Annotated in this window: 22 protein-coding genes and 2 pseudogenes; 3 read left to right on the top strand and 21 right to left on the bottom strand. The window is 62.9% G+C overall.

What is annotated here, in order from left to right:
* The 12 genes and pseudogenes from ureC to JHD07_RS05520 all read right to left on the bottom strand — a co-directional run.
* Positions 1-479 (bottom strand): annotated as a pseudogene (ureC, locus tag JHD07_RS05575) (urease subunit alpha); the annotation flags it as partial.
* Between the two features lie 2 nt (positions 480-481).
* Positions 482-1,177 carry an urease subunit beta gene (gene ureB / locus JHD07_RS05570; protein WP_291619835.1) on the bottom strand — a complete coding sequence of 232 codons (696 nt, stop codon included), beginning with the start codon at positions 1,175-1,177 and terminating at the stop codon, positions 482-484.
* 19 nt (positions 1,178-1,196) lie between these two features.
* On the bottom strand, positions 1,197-1,862 hold the full coding sequence (locus JHD07_RS05565) for an urease accessory UreF family protein (RefSeq protein WP_291619818.1): 666 nt from the start codon (positions 1,860-1,862) through the stop codon (positions 1,197-1,199).
* A 4-nt stretch (positions 1,863-1,866) separates the two neighbouring features.
* Positions 1,867-2,319 carry an urease accessory protein UreE gene (gene ureE, locus JHD07_RS05560; RefSeq protein WP_291619816.1) on the bottom strand — a complete coding sequence of 151 codons (453 nt, stop codon included), beginning with the start codon at positions 2,317-2,319 and terminating at the stop codon, positions 1,867-1,869.
* Positions 2,320-2,349: 30 nt separating this feature from the next.
* On the bottom strand, positions 2,350-2,652 hold the full coding sequence (locus JHD07_RS05555) for an antibiotic biosynthesis monooxygenase (protein ID WP_291619814.1): 303 nt from the start codon (positions 2,650-2,652) through the stop codon (positions 2,350-2,352).
* Positions 2,652-4,166, bottom strand: coding sequence for an amidase (locus JHD07_RS05550; protein ID WP_291619811.1), 1,515 nt, complete (start codon positions 4,164-4,166; stop codon positions 2,652-2,654). Before JHD07_RS05550 ends, JHD07_RS05555 begins: the two co-directional genes overlap by 1 nt.
* Positions 4,167-4,249: 83 nt before the next feature.
* Entirely contained in the window at positions 4,250-4,951 is a 702-nt protein-coding gene (locus tag JHD07_RS05545) for an ATP-binding cassette domain-containing protein (protein ID WP_291619809.1), read from the bottom strand.
* Positions 4,948-5,676, bottom strand: a complete 729-nt coding sequence (locus tag JHD07_RS05540; protein WP_061882174.1) for an ATP-binding cassette domain-containing protein — start codon at positions 5,674-5,676, stop codon at positions 4,948-4,950. The genes JHD07_RS05545 and JHD07_RS05540 overlap by 4 nt, the downstream gene beginning before the upstream one ends.
* Positions 5,677-5,678: 2 nt before the next feature.
* The gene (locus JHD07_RS05535; protein ID WP_291619804.1) at positions 5,679-6,743 is read right to left on the bottom strand and encodes a branched-chain amino acid ABC transporter permease; all 1,065 of its coding nucleotides are present in this window, start codon (positions 6,741-6,743) and stop codon (positions 5,679-5,681) included.
* Positions 6,743-7,609 carry a branched-chain amino acid ABC transporter permease gene (locus JHD07_RS05530; protein ID WP_061020378.1) on the bottom strand — a complete coding sequence of 289 codons (867 nt, stop codon included), beginning with the start codon at positions 7,607-7,609 and terminating at the stop codon, positions 6,743-6,745. Before JHD07_RS05530 ends, JHD07_RS05535 begins: the two co-directional genes overlap by 1 nt.
* Before the next feature lie 61 nt (positions 7,610-7,670).
* Positions 7,671-8,909 carry an ABC transporter substrate-binding protein gene (locus JHD07_RS05525; RefSeq protein ID WP_291619796.1) on the bottom strand — a complete coding sequence of 413 codons (1,239 nt, stop codon included), beginning with the start codon at positions 8,907-8,909 and terminating at the stop codon, positions 7,671-7,673.
* Between the two features lie 67 nt (positions 8,910-8,976).
* Positions 8,977-10,026 (bottom strand): substrate-binding domain-containing protein, encoded by a 1,050-nt coding sequence (locus JHD07_RS05520; protein WP_291619794.1) that lies wholly within the window; start codon positions 10,024-10,026, stop codon positions 8,977-8,979.
* Positions 10,027-10,269: 243 nt separating this feature from the next.
* Here JHD07_RS05520 and JHD07_RS05515 point away from each other — a divergent pair, with 243 nt between their 5' ends.
* Positions 10,270-10,725: a MarR family transcriptional regulator gene (locus JHD07_RS05515; protein WP_291619792.1), complete on the top strand. Its 456-nt coding sequence runs from the start codon at positions 10,270-10,272 to the stop codon at positions 10,723-10,725.
* Here the strand turns inward: JHD07_RS05515 and JHD07_RS05510 are convergent.
* Complete coding sequence (locus JHD07_RS05510) at positions 10,716-10,931, bottom strand: ethanolamine ammonia-lyase light chain EutC (RefSeq protein WP_291619833.1); 216 nt, start codon at positions 10,929-10,931, stop codon at positions 10,716-10,718. The genes JHD07_RS05515 and JHD07_RS05510 overlap by 10 nt on opposite strands.
* A gap of 78 nt (positions 10,932-11,009) precedes the next feature.
* On the opposite strand from JHD07_RS05510, the gene JHD07_RS39725 reads away from it, so the two are divergent.
* Positions 11,010-11,204 (top strand): amidase family protein, encoded by a 195-nt coding sequence (locus tag JHD07_RS39725; RefSeq protein ID WP_366863946.1) that lies wholly within the window; start codon positions 11,010-11,012, stop codon positions 11,202-11,204.
* A gap of 75 nt (positions 11,205-11,279) precedes the next feature.
* Here the strand turns inward: JHD07_RS39725 and JHD07_RS05505 are convergent, their stop codons facing one another.
* The 6 genes from JHD07_RS05505 to JHD07_RS05480 all read right to left on the bottom strand — a co-directional run bounded on the left by JHD07_RS05505 (position 11,280) and on the right by JHD07_RS05480 (position 18,391).
* Positions 11,280-11,915: a pyridoxamine 5'-phosphate oxidase family protein gene (locus JHD07_RS05505; RefSeq protein WP_291619790.1), complete on the bottom strand. Its 636-nt coding sequence runs from the start codon at positions 11,913-11,915 to the stop codon at positions 11,280-11,282.
* A gap of 90 nt (positions 11,916-12,005) precedes the next feature.
* Positions 12,006-13,301, bottom strand: coding sequence for an ArgE/DapE family deacylase (locus JHD07_RS05500; RefSeq protein WP_291619788.1), 1,296 nt, complete (start codon positions 13,299-13,301; stop codon positions 12,006-12,008).
* Positions 13,298-14,986: an ABC transporter ATP-binding protein gene (locus tag JHD07_RS05495; RefSeq protein ID WP_291619786.1), complete on the bottom strand. Its 1,689-nt coding sequence runs from the start codon at positions 14,984-14,986 to the stop codon at positions 13,298-13,300. Before JHD07_RS05495 ends, JHD07_RS05500 begins: the two co-directional genes overlap by 4 nt.
* The gene (locus JHD07_RS05490; RefSeq protein ID WP_291619784.1) at positions 14,983-15,816 is read right to left on the bottom strand and encodes an ABC transporter permease; all 834 of its coding nucleotides are present in this window, start codon (positions 15,814-15,816) and stop codon (positions 14,983-14,985) included. The genes JHD07_RS05495 and JHD07_RS05490 overlap by 4 nt, the downstream gene beginning before the upstream one ends.
* Entirely contained in the window at positions 15,816-16,817 is a 1,002-nt protein-coding gene (locus tag JHD07_RS05485; protein ID WP_291619781.1) for an ABC transporter permease, read from the bottom strand. The genes JHD07_RS05490 and JHD07_RS05485 overlap by 1 nt, the downstream gene beginning before the upstream one ends.
* A complete protein-coding gene (locus JHD07_RS05480) occupies positions 16,814-18,391 on the bottom strand; it encodes an ABC transporter substrate-binding protein (protein ID WP_291619779.1) in 1,578 nt (525 codons plus the stop codon). The genes JHD07_RS05485 and JHD07_RS05480 overlap by 4 nt, the downstream gene beginning before the upstream one ends.
* 199 nt (positions 18,392-18,590) lie before the next feature.
* Here JHD07_RS05480 and JHD07_RS05475 point away from each other — a divergent pair, with 199 nt between their 5' ends.
* A complete protein-coding gene (locus JHD07_RS05475) occupies positions 18,591-19,451 on the top strand; it encodes a helix-turn-helix transcriptional regulator (RefSeq protein WP_291619777.1) in 861 nt (286 codons plus the stop codon).
* A 43-nt stretch (positions 19,452-19,494) separates the two neighbouring features.
* On the opposite strand, the gene JHD07_RS05470 is transcribed toward JHD07_RS05475, so the two are convergent.
* Together JHD07_RS05470 and JHD07_RS05465 are read right to left on the bottom strand one after the other, a co-directional pair.
* On the bottom strand, positions 19,495-20,442 hold the full coding sequence (locus JHD07_RS05470; protein ID WP_291619775.1) for a tripartite tricarboxylate transporter substrate binding protein: 948 nt from the start codon (positions 20,440-20,442) through the stop codon (positions 19,495-19,497).
* Positions 20,443-20,477: 35 nt separating this feature from the next.
* A pseudogene (locus JHD07_RS05465) lies at positions 20,478-21,024 on the bottom strand (hydantoinase B/oxoprolinase family protein); the annotation flags it as partial.

Genomic DNA, 21,024 nt, shown 5'->3' with positions numbered 1-21,024 from the left:
ACCAGGGTGGTCGTTCCGCCGGAAAGCGCATGGTCGGACTGCTCGGGCGAGATGAGGTGCGCGTGCGATTCAATGGCGCCGGCGGTCACGATGAAAGGACCGCCGGCAATCGGCGCCGTCGTATGTCCCACGATCATGTCTGGATGCACATCGGGCATGACGTCGGGATTGCCGGCCTTGCCGATACCGACGATGCGCCCGTCACGGATGCCGATGTCGGCCTTCACGATGCCGGCGACTGCGTCGACGATGGTGGCGTTCTTGATGACAACGTCAAGAGCCTTGTGCGAGGCAGTCCTGTAGGCGTTGACGCCCTCGCCATCGCGCAGGTTCTTTCCCGCACCGACCAGCAGTTCGTGCCCGTAGGTGGTGTAGTCGTGCTCGATCTCGGCGAGCAGACTGGTGTCGGCCAATCGCACGAGGTCACCCTTGGTGGGCCCGTAGAGTTCGCTGTAGGCTCTGCGCGACAGTGTGGCCATGGTCAGGCTCCCAGATAGCCGCGGGCGCGAGCCCGCTTCAACGCATCATCCCTCGCCGACGGCGCATCCAACGAACCGTTGACGAGGCCCGCCTGCCCATGCACGACGCGATCACCCGAGATCGGAACCAGCCGCACGGACTTGGTGACCCCGGGCTCGAAACGGATACCGGCCCCCGCGGGACGGTCGATTTTCTTGCCCCAAGCTGCCGCGCGATCGAAGAGCAAGGCGCGATTGACCTCGAAGAAGTGAGTGTGGCTGCGAACCTGAACGTCACGGTCGCCGGTATTCGTGACATCGATGGTGATCGCCTCCAAGGTTGCGAAGCTCTCAATGTCTCCGTCGCCTGCGATGATCTCACCGGGCACGATATCGTCCACGACCGATGTGTCACTGGGGCCGACCGGCTCGAAGAGCGCCATCACCTTGGTTCCTTCCGCGAACATGCATTCGATATAGAGCATCGGGATCATCTGCCCGACGCCGGGCTCGACATCGTCCCATGTCAACAATCGGCCTGCCATGTCGCGGATCTCTGCGTAAGGCATGTTACGGCGCGCCGCGGTCATGACTTCGTCTGTGATGTAGGCGACCGCCTCCGGATGGCTCAGCCGAATTCCAAGCGACCGATTGCGGCGCGCCATTTGCGCGGCATTGAAGATGACGAGGCGATCCATCTCGGTCGGCGAAAGGTTCATCATGGAAGAGCATCCTCTCTCAAGTCGTGAACATGCGGACTTGTCGCAGCGGTCCACGCGAAACCGCGATGTCGATGAACGGCGTGAAGCTCGCAGGCAGCGCATCCGGCGGCGGCACCACCTCGAGCAGTTCCGCTAGCAACATCCGTGCGGCTTCCTGGCTGCGCTGCGCCTCGATGTGGCCGATGATCCCGAGCCTTACGGCTGCGCTGACGAGGCCGGTTACGAGCGTCCAGCCCGAGACCAGTTCCGCGGCTTCCAGGCTAAGCCCCGCGTCCCGGCCGACGACGGCCTGCACGACGGCCAGATGGCCGAGCCTCGTGTCCGACGACACCAAGCCACGGTAGGCGACCGATAGCGGCCCATCGAGCCTGAACCATACCCCAAGTAGCGCCCTGCCTGCCCGCCGCGATCCCTCCCGCATTTCGGCCGAAGGTGTCGCCGCCTCGGCCAGCCGATCCACGCGCGCGATGTCCACGCAATCCTCTGCCCGAAAGGCCTGTCCCAGCAGAACACGGTCCATGCTCGCCCAGCGCCGCTCGAGCTGGTCCGCGACAATCCGATCGAGTTCGCTGCGACTGCCAAGCATGCCGTCCGCAGCAAGGCCTTCCAGCCCCCAGGAGAATGCAAAGCCGCCGGCCGGGTAGGCACTGTCCCCGAGCTGCAACAAGGCCAGCGTCTGCAATCTGTCAAACAGCGTCGCTCTCCACCACTTCGCCGGCTTCGAGCAGCGGCCTGATACGCGCGCGGTAGGTCTCGAGCGGCCCATCCAGCAGGACAACGAGAATCTCGTGCTCGAAGCGGACCCGCCAATGTAGATTACCGGCATTCCATCCGAGCTTGAGCGCCGCAGCCTGGTCGACCGGCTTCAATCGCCAACATTCCTGCTCGCCGAAGCGGACGATGATGGCGCGATCATGTGCGAGAAACAGCAATGCCCCGTCGACCAGGTCCTCGTCCCGGTCCAGGCTGACGGCGCAGTCGGTACCGCGGTCGGTGGTCAAGCGAAAGCGCTTGCGGCCGACGTCCGATGGCGGCACGAACAGGAGCTCGATCCCGCCATGATGTTCGACGTGGTGAAGACGGCCTGCATAGGCTGCGTCGTCGGATCGTCCGATGATGCCATGAAGTCGTAACGTCACGATCTTCTCCTGCAATACGCGGGCGCCGGCTCAGCGGATCGTCGCCGACACCTCCGTCGAGGTCACCAATATGACTTCTCCGTCCAGGATGGGCTTGGCGATCCCGAAGAAGGTCGCAACAACCGCCGAGCTGTTGTGGCGATCCATAGCGGCCTTGTCGGCAAATCGCTCGTACGTCGTGAACACACAAGGATCGTCCTCGCTCTGCGAGATGAAGAATCCGATCGTGCCAGGCTCGTTGGCCGCAACATTTGCGGCGACGGCCATCAGCGCGTCACGCATCGTGCCCTCGTGGCCGGACTTGGCCTTGATGACGGCGGTGATGGTGATCATCAGAACTTCTTCCAATCGCCGTCGGCTTCGAAGGCGCTGGCCGCCTGGTAGATGGTCGCCTCGTCATAATCCTTGGCGATCAGCATCAGGCCGACCGGCAGGCCGTCCGACAGGCCGCAGGGAATGGTCATCGCGGGATGACCGGTCACGTCGAACGGACTGGTCGTGGCCGTCATTTCAAACGCACGCTGGACAATCTCGGCGAGCGGCGCATCCTTGGCCGGGATCGGCGTGGCGACACAGGGCAAGGTCGGCATCAGCAGCAGGTCGTAGGAACCGAACATCGCATCATAGGCCGCCTTGGCAGCGATCGCGATGTTGCGCGATTTGGCATAGTAACGACCGCGATAATGGCTGACACCCCACTGCCCGACCAGCATGGTCAGCTTGAGCGTCTCCGACAGGTCGTCGGCACGGCTGCGCCAACCCGAGTGGGCGTCGAGCAAGCCGACGTCATAGAGCCCCTTCCAGTTGAAGCCCATGCCGTTGCCGATCATCATCTGGACCAGGAAGCCTTCCAGCGTGATCGGGTTCCAGGCGGCGAGCGCATGTAGGTGTTCGGGAATCGAAACTTCCGACACGGTCGCGCCGAGCTTGGCGAACCGCTCCGCGCCGGCCTTAACTTTGGACGCAACGCCTTCCTGCATGTTCGCAACGGCAAATCCTTCCTTGAGGATGCCGATCTTCATGCCCTTGACGCCCTTGCGAAGCATCTCGGTGTAGCTCGTAACTTTCGGCGCGTATTGGCGCGGATCGAGCCCGTCGGCACCGGCCAGCACCTCCAGCAACAACGCGTTGTCGGCGACATTGGCCGTCATCGGGCCGGTGTGGTCGATGGTCGATTCAATCGGCATGACGCCGGTATACGGCACGAGCCCGTGCGTCGCCTTCATGCCGTAGATGCCGCAATACGACGCCGGGATACGGATCGAGCCACCCTGATCGCCGCCGATCGACATGTCGACCTCGCCCGCTGCGACCAGCGCGGCGCTGCCCGATGATGAACCGCCGGCCGAGTACCCCATCTTGAGGGGGTTATGGACCGGTGCCGGATTGGAGGTGTGGCTGCCGCCCGACAGACAGAAATGCTCGCAAACGGCCTTGCCGACGATGGTGCCGCCTGCATCGAGAATCCGGGTCACGATCGTCGCATCGGCCGCGGGAATGAAGCCTTCGAGCGTCGTCGAGCCGTTCATCATGGGGACGCCGGCCAGAGCGACGTTGTCCTTCAGCACGATGGTACGACCCGCGAGCTTGCCGCTCGCCGCACCCTTGACCTCCGTCTTGATCGCCCACGCGCCGTACTTGTTGTCCTTCGGCATCGGCTTGGAGCCCGGCATGCGCGGATATTTGACCGGCGGCAGCGGGTTCGGCAGCTCGTCGATCACGTCGTAGGCGTCGAACATCCCGCCCATGAGGGCAAGATAGCTGCCGGCTTCTTCGACCGTCATGTTCATGTGGAGGCTCGCGGCGAGCTCGGCGACATCTTCGGCGGTCGGGCGTTTGATAGACATGAGTCATCCTTTCTTGTGAAGACAAGCCGGCAGCAAGAGACCAGCGATCGTAACGACCGGCGCAGCCGCGCCGGAGACTGAACTTAGTTTGGATGCATCGCGCCGTCCCGTGCCAGCAGGTCTTCGCGGTCGAGCTCTCCGGTGATGCGTCCCTTCTGGATATTGAGGATCCGGTCCGACAGCGAGGTGATGAACTCGAGGTTCTGCTCGACGACGATCAGCGACATGTTCCACCGCTTCTTCAGTGCGAGCAGCGTCTCGACGATCTCTTCGATGATCGACGGCTGGATACCCTCGGTCGGCTCGTCCAGGAGGATCAGTCGGGGCTTCGTGCAGAGACAGCGCGCCAATGCCAACAATTGCTGCTCACCGCCCGACAGGGCCCCACCGCGTCGGTCGAGCAGTCGCACCAGGCGCGGAAAGTCCTGAAGCACCGCGTCGATGACCGATCGGTCCTCCTTCGGCGCCGCCGCCAGGCCCATTCGCAGGTTCTCGAGGACGCTCAGGTCGGGAAATATCTCTCGTCCTTGCGGCACAAGCCCAATACCAAGCCTGGACCGTTCGTGCGGCTTGAGATGGGTGATCGGCTTGCCGGCGAAGGTGACGGTGCCCCCCGTCGTCGGCAAATGCCCCATCAGCGCACGCAGCGTCGTGGTCTTGCCCATGCCGTTGTGGCCGAGAATGCCGAGATACTCGCCATCCTGAATCGTCATGTCGAGACCAAACAGGATTGGAATGCGGCCGTAGCCCGATCGTAGATCCCGGACCTCAAGAAGCGCGCTCATGCCGCCACCTTCTTGCCGAGATAGACGTCGCGCACGCGCTGATCGGCCAGGACCTTGTCCACGGTGTCTTCGACCAGCACCCGCCCCTGATGGAAGACCGTCACCTTCTTCGCGATCTGCTTGATGAACTCCATATCATGCTCGACGACGATGATGGCGCGGGTCTGGTTGATCTCGCGGATGATGGCGGCCGTGTGTAGTGTCTCCTCGTCGGTCATCCCGGCGGCCGGCTCGTCGAGCAGGATCAATTCCGGCTCGGCCGCAAGCACCATGCCGATTTCGACCCATTGTCGTTGGCCGTGTGACAGCGTCGCCACGATGCGATCGGCGTGGTCCGTCAACCGGATCATCTGCAATACCGCATCGACCGCGGGCCCCTGGGCGCGGGGCGTTGCTTTCCGCCGAACGGCGAGCCAGATGTTCTCTCGCACCGAAAGACCGTTGAAGACGTTCGGCACCTGGGTCTTGATGCCGATTCCCATGCGAGCGATTTCGTGCGACAGCTTTCCGGCTATCGGCTGACCGCGAAACGCAATCGCACCCGACGTCGGTACAAGCTGTCCAGTCAGCGTCTTGAAGAAGGTGCTCTTGCCGGCGCCGTTGGGCCCGATCAGGCAGCGCAACTCCATCTCTTCCAATGTGAAGGTGATGTCGTCATTGGCGACGACACCGCCAAAACGCATCGTGAGGTGCTCTGCCTTGAGAAGGGGTACGAGGTCCGCCACGGTCATTCGGCTCCGGCCATGTGGGACGCCGCCACCGGTGGCGGTAACTGCTCGTCTGCGAGTTGCGCCTTCGGCTTCGGTGCGGGCACGAGCCGCATCAAAAGATCGCGCGCCGTCGGCACGAGACCCTTCGGAAGCAGCAGCACGAAGACGACCAGCACGGCGCCCAGCACGAGGTTGGAGTTCAGGGCCTGCTGCGAGCCGATATAGGCGACGATATACTCGATGAGCACACAGCCAACGATGGGGCCGAGCAAGGTACCGAGCCCCCCTACCGTGATCCAGATGATGATCTCCGCCGACAATGACAGGCTGAAGATGGTCGGCCCGACGAACGCGCCCCAATTGACGTAGAGCGCACCCGCGAGCCCCGCGATCGCGCCGCTCAGAATGAAAGTGAGCAGCTTGACCTTTCGCGGGTCGTAACCGAGCAGCGAGGCACGAACCTCGTTCTCACGCACGGCGACGATGACGCGTCCAGCGGGTAAAGACAGGAGTAAGCGGAGAAACAGGAACGTCCCGAGCAACGTCCCACCCGTCACCCACCAGGATTGTTCGGGCGACAGGATCTGGTCCGGATAGAACGGAACGTTGAAGGTCGGCACGGCCGGCATGCCATTGAAGCCGCCGAGCAGCGCCTTGCCGATCCTGTACTCGTCACCCGAGGTCGAGTTGACGCAGTTGAACAGGATCAGAGTCACGGTGAGCGTGATCACGCCGAGATAGACGTCAGAGATACGGCCGAAGAAGATGAAGTAGCCGAGGATCGCGGCGAACAACGAGGGAATGATAATCGCAAGCAGGATCGACGGCGTAGAATCCTGGAAATTGATCGCTGATATCGCGTAGGCATAGCCGCCGAGGCCGAAGAAGGCCGTCTGTCCGAAGGACAAGATGCCGCCATAGCCCCAGATGAAGGCGAGGCTGAGCGCCAGCACCGCCATTGCCGCGAACAACGTCAGCTGCATCATTGCGAATAGCTCGATGACGCTCGGGATCAGCGCGATCGCGATGATCGCGATGACGACGGCAACCGCCTGGGCCGCAAGGCGAAAGCGGACGGTCATTACAGATTCCCCTTGAAGAAGCGGCCGGAAATTCCCTGCGGCAGCAGGCGGATCAGCACGATCGCCGCCGTGAACACCAGGACCTCGCCATAGACCGGCGTGGTGAAGAAGGCGCCGACCTGATTGACGGCACCGAACAGGCTCGCCGCCGACATCGTCCCCGACAGAATGGCGGCGCCTCCGCCGACGACGGTCATGAAGGCCTTGGCGACGTAGGCGCCGCCCATGCCGGGCGTGATGCCCGAAACCGGAGCCAGCAGGCCTCCGGCGAGACCTGTGATGGCCGCACCGACCGCGAACGTGCTCATGTAGACCCGCGCCGGATTGACGCCCAGCGTCGCCGCCATTGCCGGGTTCTGCATCGTCGCGCGGGCGATCAGCCCGAAGCGGGTGTAGCTCATCACGCCGTAGACCACGGCCATCATCACCACCGCCATTCCGGCCAGGAACAGGGTGTAGTAGCTCGACTGATACGAACCAATGGAGAAGCCGCCGAGAGGAGTGGGCACGCCCTGCTGCGTGTTGCCGTAGATTGTCGTGACGATCCCGATGATGAGGAGGCTCAGCCCCCAGGTTGCGAGCATCGAATCGACCAGGCGCCCATAAAGAAAGCGAATGAGGCACCGCTCGATGACCAGACCGACGAGACCGACGAAGAGCGGAGCAACGACCAGCATCGCAATCCAGATATTGACGCCGGCATTGGCCGATATAACGGTCGCATAGGCGCCGAGCATGATGAACTCGCCATGGGCGAGATTGATGATCTTCATCATGCCGAAGATGATCGCCAGTCCGAGGCACAACAGGAACAGCGACGATATCCCGTTCAGGACGTCGAGCGCGACGATGAGGTAGATCGCCATTCTTGGATTCTTTCAGTCCCTCGATGTGGCGGGCCCCGCCCATGGGCGAGGCCCGGCTGTGTCAGAGATTGATGATGTACTGCTTGGTGTCGTTCGGGTTCTTGACGAGGTCGCACACGCTGGCCGTATCGGCCGGCTTGACGTCGGAGTAGCTCTCCAGCACCGACCATTTGCGGTCCTTTACCTCTGCCAGGAACGCGTTGCGGGTGGTGTGATGGGTCGGCTTGTCCAACGTCACCTTGCCGCTCGGGCCATCGAAAGCGATCCCATCCTCCAGCGCAGCAATCACCTTCATGCGATCGATGCTGGCCGCTTTCTTCACGCCGGCAGCCCAAAGCATGACGCCCTCATAGGTGCAGGCAGCCAGCTCGCTGACATAGGGTGAGTCGGGATGAGCCTTCTTGATCTTCTCGACGAAGCTCTTCGAGGCCGGCGTGGCAAGCTCCTCGAAGTAGCCGTAAGCGCCGAGAATGGAATCGCTCTCGGCCGCATCGAGCGTGGTCGGCTCGTTGACGAGACCGAAAGTGGTCGACGCGATCGGAATCTTGCCTTTCATGCCGGCCGAGGTCCATTGCCGGTAGAAGGCCGTATGATTGCCGCCGACCAGGGCCGACAGGATGAGGTCGGGCTTTGCCGCCTGAATCTTCGAGATGGTCGTCCCGAAATTGGTGACGTCGAGCGGGAAGAAGTCGGTCGCCAGCACCTCGCCGCCGTTGTCCTTGACGTACTTCGTCATCCACTTCGCGGTGATCTGACCGTAATTGTAGTCGGCGGCAATGATGTAGGCCTTCTTGCCCGCCTTCTTCATCGCGCTCGGCACCAGCTTTTCAACGGTCTGCGCGGGCGTGGTACCGGTGCAGAAGGTGTTACGATCGCAGACGCCCCCCTCGTAGAGAACGTTGTAGAAGTACAGCACCTTGAAGCGATCGAAGGTCGGACGCACCGCCTCGCGCGAGGCGGAGGTGATGCCGCCATGGACGACATCGACCTTGTCCTTCACCGCAAGCTGTTGCGCGAACTGCGAGTACATCTGGATATTCGACTGCGTGTCGTAGTGGATCACCTTCAACGGCCGCCCCAACAATCCGCCGCCGGCATTGATCTCGTCCACGGCGAGCTGAAGCGCGTAGACCATGGGCGTGCCGGACGCCGCGATCGGACCGGACTGGTCGTGAAGGCTGCCGACGACGATCGGCTTTTCGGCGCCAAAAGCGCCGGAGCGGAAGATTGCAGGTGCAGCAATCAACGTCGTCGTTGCAATTGCTGAGCGCTGCAGGAAGCGGCGGCGGGAGAAAGGCATAAATGTCCCCATCAGTTCTTTGATACGGCAAATATTAGGAATACAATATTTGAAAAGGCAAGCGATTTTATTGGCGCGCGATGATGGAGAAATCGTACCCATCGAGCCGAGCCAGATAGATCGGATGGCGACCGCCGACCACCGATTGCGCCAGATCGCCTCGTGCCGTGCGCCGCTGGTACGTCCTTCCGTACAGGCCCGCCAATTTACGTGCATCGAGGCTGGCGGCTTCCTCGATCAGGGACGCGAGCGAGTAAATGCCTTCGTAGCAGGACTGACCAAAGGCATTCACGGGAGGCGGACTATCGCCAAACGCGGTATGATAACGTTCCAGAAACGCGCCATTGTTTCGTGAGCGGATCGACCCGTAGTAGCTCGAAGCGGCGTAAAGATTCTCGGTTTCATCTACATTGAGGCCGTATGCCACGGTCTCGTCGATCGCCGAGGAAAACCGCAGCGCGCGAGTACTCAGCCCCGCCGCACAGAAGGCACGATTGAATGCGATGCAATCAGAGCCCAGGAAATACGGAAGAACGACGTCCGAGCGCGTTCCCTTGATCCGGTCCAGCATCTCGTCGAAGTCATGCCGGCCGACCGGCAGATAGTATTCACCTGTCACCGTTCCGCCAAAGCGGGCGATCAACCTGCGCGCAATCTGAAGGGACGAGCGAGGCCATACGTAGTCATTGCCGCAGAGAAAGTATCGGCGCGCACGCCTCGTTTCCGAAAGCCATTGAATCGCGGGAGAAAGCAGCTCTTCTGCGGTCTCACCGGTGGCCATGACGTCCAGCGTCGATGAACGGCCCTCGAACTGCGGCGTATATATGAACGGAACGCGACCACCGGCAGCGCGCGCCACGAAGTCGCGTGCGAAGCTCGGCAACATCCCGACGATGCCGTGAACACCATCGATTTCGATTGCGTCGCGCGCGGCCCGGCCCGCGCTTGGACCGGTTTCTCCGGCGTTCACGACATGCAGTTCAACTGGACGTCGCAGGACACCGGACATTCCGTTGATCTCGTCGACCGCCAGGCGTCCGCACGCCTCGGCTGACGGGGCCCAAAGCCCCGCAGCGCCGCTTTGCGGGATAAGCAGACATATCCGGACGCTACGCAACGGTGGTGTCTCCGCACTTCGTGCAAAGAACACTCACGAATCGTGCCAACCCAATCCAGTACCGCTTAGGTCCATTTCACTAAGAGAACGCTCGATGCCGACGGGAACATGCCCTTTTTCAGGGCGCCGGCCGATGCATTCGCCCCTTCCCTAGGCAGTTGTGCCCAAACCTGCTTTTCGCTTGCTCCTCGTTGCGTTCCAAGGCAAATATTGAAAGATGAAGTAATTCGCCGAGGGTGCGACGTGGACCTCCCTGAACTCATCCGAGGCGTGAATCGCCGGCTTGAGCAGATGCTGGAAGCTGAGCTCAAGCCGCGAAACCTGTCTCTTCACCAGTACCGCGTGCTCGAGGCGCTCACCGAAGCAGACGGGCTGGCGATGGGCGACCTGGCAACCCGCCTCTTTGTCGATGGCCCGACGCTCACGAAGATCATCGACAAAATGGTCGAGTCGGCACAGGTCTATCGTGCGCCCGATCCACATGACCGGCGCCGGGTCCTGATTTTCATCTCGCAGCGAGGCGCAGCGCAATTCAGGGATATTGGCCCGCTCATCAAGTCCGTTCAGCAGGACGTTCTGGACAGGCTGGGCGCATCGGATGCGGCAGCTTTGACGGGCCTGCTCTCGGAGCTGCTCAGCGACCGCGTCGGTCCGCATTCCTACCCTGTTCGCGGGCGTGAAGCACTGAGCTACGAATGACGGCTCTCACCCACAGGCAGCTTTGCGGCCGCGGCATGCAATCCGACCCCGCTAACTCCGGGCTTTAACATCGTGCTCACCAGGGCCACAATAGCGTCGGCCGCGTCCGCAATGGCGAGGCCGCCTTGCCTGATATTTGATATGCAAAAAGGCGGGCGACGAACTGGAACGTGCAAAAGCCGCTGTAATCGAGCGGACTCTTCCATTCGATTTGATCGTCGCCCCCACGACTCACGTCGTGGGCTCCCCCGGCGGATCAAGCCGCCCCTGACGAAGGCCGGCTCCTGGACATCACGACATACACTGCGATGTTCAATCAGACGGGACAGCCCGCCGCGGTTATTCGCGGAGGATTCGCGGAAAACGGCCTTCCCGTGGGCATCCAGTTCATCGGTCGGCGTCATGAAGATTTCAGAGTTCTGAATGCGGCCGCTCTATGCGAAGGCGCGTTGGCGGCGTCAATCGCTTCGCCAATCTAACCCGAAGAATAGCGCTCGTGGCCTTGTCTGCAGCACTGACGATCGCACCTCGGTATGGCATGCGCAAGTCGCCACTCAGTAGAGCCTCGTACGATACCCTTCTTCCAACGTCCTCTCAGCGACTTCGGTCTCGATGGCTGCAGTCTGCTCGGCGATGATCCGGCCGAGTGTCGGGAAGCTGCTGCGCTCGACCTGGGCCCCCGGACTCCACAGCTTCGAGCGCATGAGCGCCTTGCCGCAGTGAAAGTAGGCCTCCTCGACATGGATCTTGATCCCGATGACCGGGACGACGTTCTGCACCGCGAGCGGCGCCAATAGCGCGGCATCCTGCGAGATCTCCGCGCGCCCGTTGACCCGCAGGGTCTCGTTGATTCCAGGCACCATGAAGATCAGGCCGATCCCGGGCGAGGCAATGATGTTGCCGAACGTGTCCACGCGGTTATTGCCGCGGCGGTCGGGAATCAGCAGCGTGTTGTCGTCGAGCACGGCGACGAAACCCGGCGCGTCGCCGCGAGGGCTTGCGTCGGCGTGGCCATTGCCGTCGCTCGTCGCGAGGACGAGGAAGGGGGACAACGCGATGAAGTCGCGGCAGAACTTGTCGAGATGATGGAGAACCTTCTTCTCGGCGATGAAGTTCACCTGCCCGAAATGCGCGCGCAGATCCTCTTGGGTTTTGACCAGCGGCTTGCCGCCTGCACCCTCGCTGTCCATTGCGAACCTCCCTGTTTGGCGAGCTTGCCTCGGTTCTGATTGTGCATGATCTTTGGAGGACTGCTGCACATCTTCCCGAACATGCTCGAGCTACTTCACCTCGATTCCGCACCAGCTCGCGACGAACAGCGCAAGCGCCTTGGTGACTCGCTTCACCGAGGCGAGGTCGACGCGCTCGTTGAAGCCATGCGCGCCTTCCATTCTTGCACCGAAGCAGAATGCCGGAACGCCGAAATCGAGGCCATAGAAGCGTGCGTCCGTCAGCGCGGTAGACGAAAAATCCGTCAGCTTGCGACCGAACACATGCTCGTAGATCGGAGCCAAGACGGCTTCGCTTTCCTGGATCTCCGTTGCTTCATAGCCCGGCGACAGGAAGCCGGACCAGACGATCTCGGGCGGGTTGTTGGCGAGGAAAGGATGCGAGCGCGCCGCCTTGCTGACAAAATCCACGATCTCGGCCTGGGCGTCGGCAATCTTCCAGCCGGGCAGAACGCCGATGCGGCAATCAACGTCGCACCAGGCGGGAACGCTGGAGGCCCAGTCCCCGCCCTTGATGATGCCGGGATTGAAGTTGAGCGGGTGATCGACGGACTTGAAGGATGGGTGCGTCTTGGCGCGCTCGTTCCATTCGGCTTCGAGGCTTTCGAGCTTCTGGATCAGATGGATGGCAGCCTTGATCGCATTCGAGCCGGTACCGGCGCGTGCGACATGGACGGGTATTCCGCGCACTTTCAACCGGAACCAGATCACGCCGACCTGGGCGCGCATCAACTTTTCGTCGGTCGGCTCGGGCAGGATACAGGCATCGGCGCGGTAGCCGCGCTGAAGGGTCGAAAGCGCGCCGAGGCCGGTACTCTCCTCTTCGATCACCGACTGGAGGTGAATGCGGCCCTTGGGCCTGTAGCCTGCTGCCTTGATCGCATCGAGAGCGTAGAGCGCCGAGATGGTGCCGGACTTCATGTCGCCGGCGCCGCGGCCATACAGCCAGCCGCCCTCGACCACCGGCTGAAACGGCGGCCGCTCCCACATGTCGAGAGGACCTGCCGGCACGACGTCGCAATGGCCCTGGAGAATCAGGGAACGACCCTCCTCCTTCGCCGGCCGGTAAGTGCCGACGACGGAGCGCGCGCGAGAGAAATCGGTCTCGACGGGGCCGTAACCGGGCAGTGTCTTGAGATCGTCCTGATTGATGACCCAATCGTCGACCTCATAGCCGCGCTCGCGCAGTAACTTTGCGAACATGTCCTGACAGGGGGCTTCGGCCGCGCGCGTACTCGGAATCGCGGTGAACGCGATGGTGGCGTCGATCTGCTTGTCGAAGGCGGCATCCACGGCGGCCTCGATGCGTTCGCGCGCGGCGGCTGGAAGGGAAACGCTATCGGTCATGAACTCATCCTTGCTGTCGGAATCTTGCCGGTCTCGTTGGCAAAACCCGGCTGGTCGAAGAAGTTGCGGCCCGGAATCGCATCGAGCAGGTCGCGCGTATAGGTCGCTTGAGGCGCGATGAAAACGTCGGCGGTGGCGCCCTCCTCGACGATGCGGCCCTTCTGGAGCACGATGACGCGGTCGGCGATCTCCGCGGCGATGCGCAAATCGTGTGTGATGAAGACCATGGCGAGCTTCATCTCTTTTCGCAGCTCGGCGAGCAGCGCCAGCACCTGTGCCTGCACGGAGACGTCGAGCGCCGACACCGCTTCGTCCGCGATCAGCACGCGCGGTTTCAGAGCGAGCGCCCGGGCGATGCAGATGCGCTGGCGCTGGCCGCCGGAAAATTCATGGGGGTAGCGATCGGCGGCGACCGCGCTGAGGCCGACCCGCATCAGCAGCTTCTTGGCCTGCTCCATCGCTTCAGCGCGCGAGGTGCCAAAGGCCATTGGGCCACGGGCGATGGCGTCGCCGATCTTCTGGCGCGGATCGAGGCTGGCGAAGGGGTCCTGGAAAACGATCTGAAGCTGCTTGCGCGCCTGGCGGAGCGCCTCGCCACGCAGCCGGCGCAGATCCTGACCGTTGAAGCGAATGGCTCCATCGTCGGGCTCGGTCAGCCGCAGGATCATGCGACCGAGGGTGGACTTGCCGGAACCCGACTCGCCGACCACCGCAAGCGTCTCGCCTTCATGGAGCGTCAACGAAATGCCGTCGGCGGCGACAACCTCGCGCGGCGGCTGAAGGAAGCCGCGCTTGACCCGGAACGTCTTCTGGAGACCGATCACCTCTAGCAGAGGCTCCGAGTGAACGTCCTTCCGGTTGATTTGGTCGAGGCGGGCCTTCGGCACCGCGTCGATCAGCTCGCGCGTATAGTCGGCCTTGGGATGGCGGAGAACTTCCTCGACGGTCCCCTGCTCCACCACCTTGCCGTGACGCAGCACCACGACACGATCCGCGACGTCAGCGACGACGCCGAAATCATGCGTGATGAGCAGCACGCCCATCCCCCGGTCACGCCTGAGATCGTCGATCAGACCTAGGATCTGACGCTGGGTGGTGACGTCGAGCGCAGTGGTCGGCTCGTCCGCGATCAGCAGCGCCGGCCGGTTTGCCATCGCCATCGCGATCATGACCCGCTGACGCTGGCCACCGGACAGCTCGAACGGATAGCTCTTTTCGAGCAGCTTCGGGTTGGGCAAGCCCACCTGCGTCAGAAGCTGCTGCACGCGGTCGTAAACTTCACTTGCCGACGGCGTCGGCTCCTGATGTGTGAGGATCATCTCCTCGATCTGCTTACCGACGCGCTTGAGCGGATTCAGCGAGGACAGCGGCTCTTGGAAGATCATCGCTGCGTCGCCGCCGCGCAGGCGACGCAGGGCCTGTCGATCGAGCTCCACCGGGTTCTTGCCTGCGACCATCACCGTGCCCGAGGCGACGGCGACTCCCTTCGGCAGCAACGACAACAGTGCATGCGCGATCATGGACTTGCCCGAACCGGACTCGCCGACGAGGCAGACGACCTCGTTCGGCTTCACCTCGAACGAAACATTCTCGACCGCGAAGGGGCGATCACCGCCATCAGGCAGCGCGATCGAGAGATTTTCGACCGAGAGCACGGGGGCCATGGCTTGCACGGTGCCCCTCATGATCGGCGCCTCGACACACGGGGATTGAGGACATCGGAGAGGCCTTCGCCGAACAGGTTGATCGCAAGCACGGTGATGAGGATGGCAAGCCCGGGAAACACGCTCATCCACCAGGCATTGCGAATGACGGTGCGCCCCGCACCAATCATGAACCCCCAGGACATCAGGTTGGGGTCGCCAAGGCCCATGAACGAAAGGGCGCTCTCCAACAGAATGGCGGTCGCGACCGTCAGCGAGGTCACGACCAGGATCGGGGAGATCGCATTGGGCAGGATGTGACCGAGCACGATACGCAGGGTGCCCTCGCCCTGGCACAGCGCCGCCTCGACGAATTCGCGGTTGCGCAGGCGCAGGAATTCTGCACGGGTGAGGCGCGCCAGCGGCGGCCAGCTCACTGCACCGATGGTCAGGATGATCGTGAGCAGCGACGGGTTGAAGGTCGCAACCAGGAGAATGGCCAGCACAAAGGCGGGGATGGTCTGGAAGAGCTCGGTCATCCGCATCAGGACGAGATCAACCTTGCCGCCGAAATAGCCTGAGATCGCGCCGATCGTGACGCCAATCACCATGGCGGCCATGGCCGAGGCGATTCCGATTACGAGCGACACGCGCGCACCATAGGCAACGCCGGCCGCGACATCACGGCCGAGCGTGTCGCCGCCGAGCAGAAGTCCGTCCTCACCGGGCGGCGTGAAGGGCGCACTGACCATCTCCCAGGGCGAGACCGGAAAGGCGACCGGTGCCACGATCGCGACGATCACGACGATGAGCAGCACGACGAGGCCGACCATGCCCGAGGGATGACGCAGGAAGGAGCGGACCGCATCCATCACGCCGCTCCCGTGGTCATGCGGGGATCGATCAGCTTGTAGATCAGGTCGGTCAGGAGATTGAGCACGATGACGACGATCGACAGGATCAGGAAAATGCCGAGCAGCACGGGATAATCGCGCTGCAGCAGGGCATCGAATGTCAGCCGCCCGAGCCCCGGCCAGGCGAACACGGTCTCGATGACCACGGCGCCGCCGACCAGCGCGCCCGCCTGCATGCCGGCGACGGTGACGACGGGCACCAGGGCGTTGCGCAGCATATGGCCGAAGACGATGCTGGGGCCGGTCAGGCCCTTGGCGCGCGCGGTCTTGATGAAGTCCTGCTGGGCGACCTCGATGATCGAAGATCGCATCAGACGAGCGTAGATGGCCAGGTAGATCGCCGCCAGCGAGGTCACCGGCATGATCAAGTGCTTGGCAACATCGAGTGCACGTTCGATCGGCGAGAGCTTGACGTTGATGGTCTCGTAACCAAACGGCGGCAACCAGCCGAGCGTTACCGAGAAGACCAGGACCAGCATCAGCCCGAGCCAGAATACGGGTGTCGCATAGAGCACCAGCGACAGCACGGTGAAGACCGTGTCGAGCACCGTACCTGCCGCAAGCCCCGCCAGGGCGCCGAGCGTCGTACCGATCAGGAGCGCCAGACAGAACGCGGTGACCGTCAGCAGCAATGTCGCCGGCAGTCGTTCGAGAACAAGATCGGCCACGGGGCGGCGCTGGCGGTAGGAGTAGCCGAGATCGAGCTTGACCACGCGGCCAAGATAGCTCGCGAGCTGCACGACGTAAGGCTTGTCCAGCCCGTATTCCTTGCGCAGATCCTCCAGCAATTTCGGATCGGACGCGCCCGACTGCCCCGCCATGACCTGAGCTGGATCGCCGGGGGCCGCACGCACCAGAACAAAGTTGAAGGTGGCGATGAGGAGGATGACCGCGATGAGCTGGGCGATCCGGCTCAGCGCCATCAGCCCGATCGTCGCTGCGTTGCCGAGTCGGATCACGATTTGTAGACCGCCCCGAAGGTCTCGTGCGATCCGATGCCGGTCGATACGACGTTCTTGAACGCCTTGTCGTAGATGATGGGATATTCGAGTTCAAGCGTCCAGGCGACCGGCACGTCTTCGACCAGGATCTGCTGCACCCTGGAATACAACTCCTGGCGCCTGGCCTCGTCGAGCGTGACCGCAGCTTCGTCGAACAGCTTGTCCACTTCGGGGTTGGAGTAGCCCTGCGTATTCGAGAACAGGATGCCCTTCTTGATATTCGACGACACATAAGTGCGAGCGACACCGAGGGCGGGATCCCCCAGCTGGTAGAGCAGGTTCTGGGTCATCTCGTAGTCCCAATTGCCCACCTTCTCGGCCCAGCCCGCCATATCGGTGCCGACAAGGACGAGATCGATGCCGACGCGAGCAAAGCTCTGGCGGAAGAATTCGCCGGCGCGCTGGTAGGATTCACCGTAGGGCGGCACGACATATTTGATCTCGGCACGCTTGCCGTTGGCGTCGGGCTTCAGCCCCATCTCGTCGAGCAGCGCCTTGGCCTTCTCAATTGAATAATCGTACCGCTTGACCTTGCCGTCATAGAATTTCGTCTTGGACGAGATCGGGCCTGTCGCGACCTTGGCGCTGCCGAAATAGACGCGCTTGGCGAGCGCGTCACGATCGATCAGATGCATCACCGCCTGGCGGAAGCGCTTGTCGTTCATCGGCGCGATGCGGTTGTTCATCTCGAGCCACTGGTGCGGCGCAAAATATTCGTAGCCCTTGGTCGTGACCTCCAGATTCTTCTGCGCCTTGAAGCGCTGCACGTCGAAGAACTCGATGTCCGCCCACTGCACGAGCTGCACCGTACCGTTCTCCAGCGCCAGAGCGCGCGAGGCCGAGTCCGGAATGATGCGATAGATGATCTCGTCGAGATAGGGCTGGTCCTTCAGATAATAGCCCTCGTGCCGCACCAGATGGACATGTGAGCCGCGCACCCACTCCTTCAGCTTGAACGGGCCGGTGCCGATCGCCTTGTCGTTCAGCGGGTTCTTGCGGAAGTCGGTCCCTTCATAGATGTGCTTGGGTACGATTGGCGCCGACGTACAGTCGAAGCAGCCGAGGAACGGCGCGAAGGGCTGCTTCAGCTTGAACACGACGGTGAGCGGATCCGGCGCTTCGGCGGAGGCGACGCGGGCGAAGTTCTGCCGTGCGCGCGGATGGGTCTCGGTCAGCACCTTCATGCAGCTGAACACGACATCTTCGGACGTCATTGGCTTGCCGTCATGGAAGGTGATGTTCGGAAACAGCTTGAACGTATAGGTCAGGCCGTCAGGCGAAATCTCCCAGGACTGCGCCATGCCGGGCATCGGCTTGAGGTCGGCGCCGTATTTGAGCAGGCTCTCGTAGATCTTGCCGCCAAGCGTCAGTGTCGGCTGCTGCTGGTTGAAGGCGGTGACCAGAAGTGGCGGCTCGGGCTGGATGATGGTGTTGAGCGTTCCGCCGCGGGTCTGGCCGGCTGCGCGGGTAATGCCCAACGGAAGGGCGGCGCCAGCGGCCAGCATAGCCTGGGTGAATTCGCGTCTGTTCATCGAGCTCTCCGTAGTCGCATATCGACTGGCCCAGCCTCGCATTCGGTTCGAGCGAATGTCGTGGGCGCCCGTATTGTTGCCAAACACGTTGTCCCGCGCTACCTGATGGAGGACAATAACCGTCGCGAACGGGCCATATCTGGCCCAGAAGATGCATAAGAGCCTTGCGAAAAGGACCTCATCAGGGAGTTCACGACACGTGAGAGTCGTAGCGAGGCGGGACGTCACTGGCGAATTGCGGGCCTGCAACAAGCAGGCGGGCCCGGCGGCGGCCGCAAACTATGCCGGACATCTTCAGACGATCGCGCGGCCGGTCGCCGCGATGACCGCGACCTATCCGAACGAGAGCACCAGCACGCGGCATTCGCATCGACGTGATCAGTTCATACTGCAGATCACCGGCGTCACGGCGATGATGACCGAGCGCGGTCATTTCGTGGTTCCACCGGGGCATGGTCTGTGGATTCCGGCCGGCGTCGTCCATCAGTCGCGGGCCTGGGGCGAAGTCGAGGCCCAAACGATCTATGTCACGCCTGATCGCCTGCGGAAGACGTCGGAGACATGCCGCCTGATTCGCGCTTCCTCACTCGTCGAAGCCCTGATGGACGAGGCGGTGCGGATGCCGCAGACCTACGACCAGGATGGGCGCGACGGCAAGCTGCTCGAACTTCTGCTCACCGAAATCGCAGGCATGCCGGAAGTGACGCTGCACGTGGAGGTGCCTCCGGATCCCCGACTTGCGGCGATCTGCAAGGCAGTGCTCGGCGACCCCTCCTCCGACCTCACGCTCGATGATTGGGCCGACAGGTGTCGCCTCAGCCGGCGAACGCTGACGCGGCTGTTTCGCCGAGAGACGGGCCAAAGCTTCTCCGTCTGGCGCCAGCGCGTACGGCTTCTGGAAGCCCTGGCTCGCCTCGGCGCGGGCGAACCCGTGACTTGCGTGGCACTTGACGTCGGCTATGACAGCCCGAGCGCCTTCGCCGCGATGTTCAAGCGTGAGCTCGGCGCAGCGCCGCGACACTATCTTCGTTGGACCGATCAAAAGGTCGTGTTGCGCTAGGCCGCCGGCGAATTCCAATGAGCACCGCGCCGGCGGCGGCAGCTCAATTCACCTGGGCCCCCGAATTCTTCACGATCGGCGTCCACTTCTGCACCTCGCTCGCGACAAAGGCCTTGAAGGCCTCGGGAGTCGAGCCCTGGACGATGAAGCCCTGCGCCGCGAAGTAGTCCCTGATGTCGGGAGACTGCATGGCCTTGTTCACTTCCGCGCTCAGCTTCTCGACCACCTCGGGCGGCGTGCCGGCCGGCGCGAACAGGCCTTGCCATGACAGCGCCTCGAAACCCTTCAGCCCCGATTCATCGAGCGTCGGCACGTTCGGCAACAGCAGGTGCCTGGTTTTCGAGGTGACGGCCAGCGCGCGAATCTTTCCGGCCTGGATCTGCGGCATCAGCACCAGGACGTCGCCGAACGTGACCTGGATTTGACCGCCCATGAGGTCAGTGAGCATGGCCGCGCTCCCACGATAGGGAACGTGCACCATCGAAACATCGGTCGCCTGCTTGTACATCTCGCCGGTGAGATGCATCGACGTGCCGTTGCCGGCCGAACCGTAACTCAGCTCGCCCGGTTTCGACTTGGCCAGGGCGAGAAACTCGGCCGGCGTGTTTGCCTTGACTTCGGGATTGACGGCCAGCACCAGCGGCGAGTTCACCATCATCGACACGGGTGCGAAGTCGTTGATCACGTTATAGGGCAACTTCGGATACAGCGCCTGCGCGATGGCGTTGCTGCCAGTCACCCCCGCCAACAGGTTGTAGCCGTCGGGTGCGGACTTGGCCACGAAGTCGGCGCCCAGGGCGCCGCCGGCACCGGGACGGTTGTCGACCACCACCGGCTGTCCCCAGGCCGCGGCGAGTTTTTCTCCCACACGCCGTGCCAGCACGTCGGTGCTGCCGCCAGGCGCGAACGGCACCACGATGTGGATCGGCTTGTTCGGGTAGGTTGATTGCGCATGGGCCAGTGCAGGCATGAGCATCGCGAAGCTGGCCAACGCCAGCGTCGCACAGCGCGACATCGGGAAACGGATCATGGGCAACTCCTTGCGGGTGGATTGGCGGATTCAATTGGAGCGAGACGACCCCAGCCGCCGCCGCCAGCGGTTTCGATGATCAGCAGGTCGCCGGCGGACCACGCGATGCGGGCGCGCGCAGGCAAGAGCTCGATCGCTCCGTCCACACGCAAAACCCGGGCCATCGACGTTGCGCCGGCCTCGCCGCCTCGAGCACCGCGCGCACGGCCGACATGGCGCTCGCCGCGATAGGCGACCCACCCCTGGCCTTCGAGCAGCCGATAGGCGCGGCGCACGCCGTCGCCGCCGCATTGCAGACCGGCACCGCCGCTGCCGCGGCGGATCTCGTAGCATTCCACACGCAGGGGCGCTTCGGTCTCGATCACCTCCACGGGGGTGTTGCGCGCATTGCCGACGTCGGTGGAGACGCCGGCGCGGCCGGGCGCGTGGACGCTGGCGCCGGCGCCGCTGGCAATGATTTCGGTGAGCATCCAGCGTCGCCCGTCGGCCCGCGTGCCGCTGAGCGCGAGCACGGTGGCCACCCCGGCGTGCGGCGCCACGCCC

The organism is Bradyrhizobium sp., from assembly GCF_016462955.1.
Lineage (GTDB): Bacteria > Pseudomonadota > Alphaproteobacteria > Rhizobiales > Xanthobacteraceae > Bradyrhizobium.
Note: the sequence above shows the minus strand (reverse complement) of the source record. Positions and strands in the feature narration are given on the sequence as shown.

Excerpts from the sequence above, each read along its gene's own strand:
- ureB (WP_291619835.1), bottom strand. The coding sequence starts at position 1,177 with ATGAACCTTTCGCCGACCGAGATGGATCGCCTCGTCATCTTCAATGCC.
- JHD07_RS05555 (WP_291619814.1), bottom strand. The coding sequence starts at position 2,652 with ATGATCACCATCACCGCCGTCATCAAGGCCAAGTCCGGCCACGAGGGC.
- JHD07_RS05550 (WP_291619811.1), bottom strand. The coding sequence starts at position 4,166 with ATGTCTATCAAACGCCCGACCGCCGAAGATGTCGCCGAGCTCGCCGCG.
- JHD07_RS05545 (WP_291619809.1), bottom strand. The coding sequence starts at position 4,951 with ATGAGCGCGCTTCTTGAGGTCCGGGATCTACGATCGGGCTACGGCCGC.
- JHD07_RS05535 (WP_291619804.1), bottom strand. The coding sequence starts at position 6,743 with ATGACCGTCCGCTTTCGCCTTGCGGCCCAGGCGGTTGCCGTCGTCATC.
- JHD07_RS05530 (WP_061020378.1), bottom strand. The coding sequence starts at position 7,609 with ATGGCGATCTACCTCATCGTCGCGCTCGACGTCCTGAACGGGATATCG.
- JHD07_RS05525 (WP_291619796.1), bottom strand. The coding sequence starts at position 8,909 with ATGCCTTTCTCCCGCCGCCGCTTCCTGCAGCGCTCAGCAATTGCAACG.
- JHD07_RS05510 (WP_291619833.1), bottom strand. The coding sequence starts at position 10,931 with ATGGAAGAGTCCGCTCGATTACAGCGGCTTTTGCACGTTCCAGTTCGT.
- JHD07_RS05505 (WP_291619790.1), bottom strand. The coding sequence starts at position 11,915 with ATGGACAGCGAGGGTGCAGGCGGCAAGCCGCTGGTCAAAACCCAAGAG.
- JHD07_RS05500 (WP_291619788.1), bottom strand. The coding sequence starts at position 13,301 with ATGACCGATAGCGTTTCCCTTCCAGCCGCCGCGCGCGAACGCATCGAG.
- JHD07_RS05495 (WP_291619786.1), bottom strand. The coding sequence starts at position 14,986 with ATGAGGGGCACCGTGCAAGCCATGGCCCCCGTGCTCTCGGTCGAAAAT.
- JHD07_RS05490 (WP_291619784.1), bottom strand. The coding sequence starts at position 15,816 with ATGGATGCGGTCCGCTCCTTCCTGCGTCATCCCTCGGGCATGGTCGGC.
- JHD07_RS05480 (WP_291619779.1), bottom strand. The coding sequence starts at position 18,391 with ATGAACAGACGCGAATTCACCCAGGCTATGCTGGCCGCTGGCGCCGCC.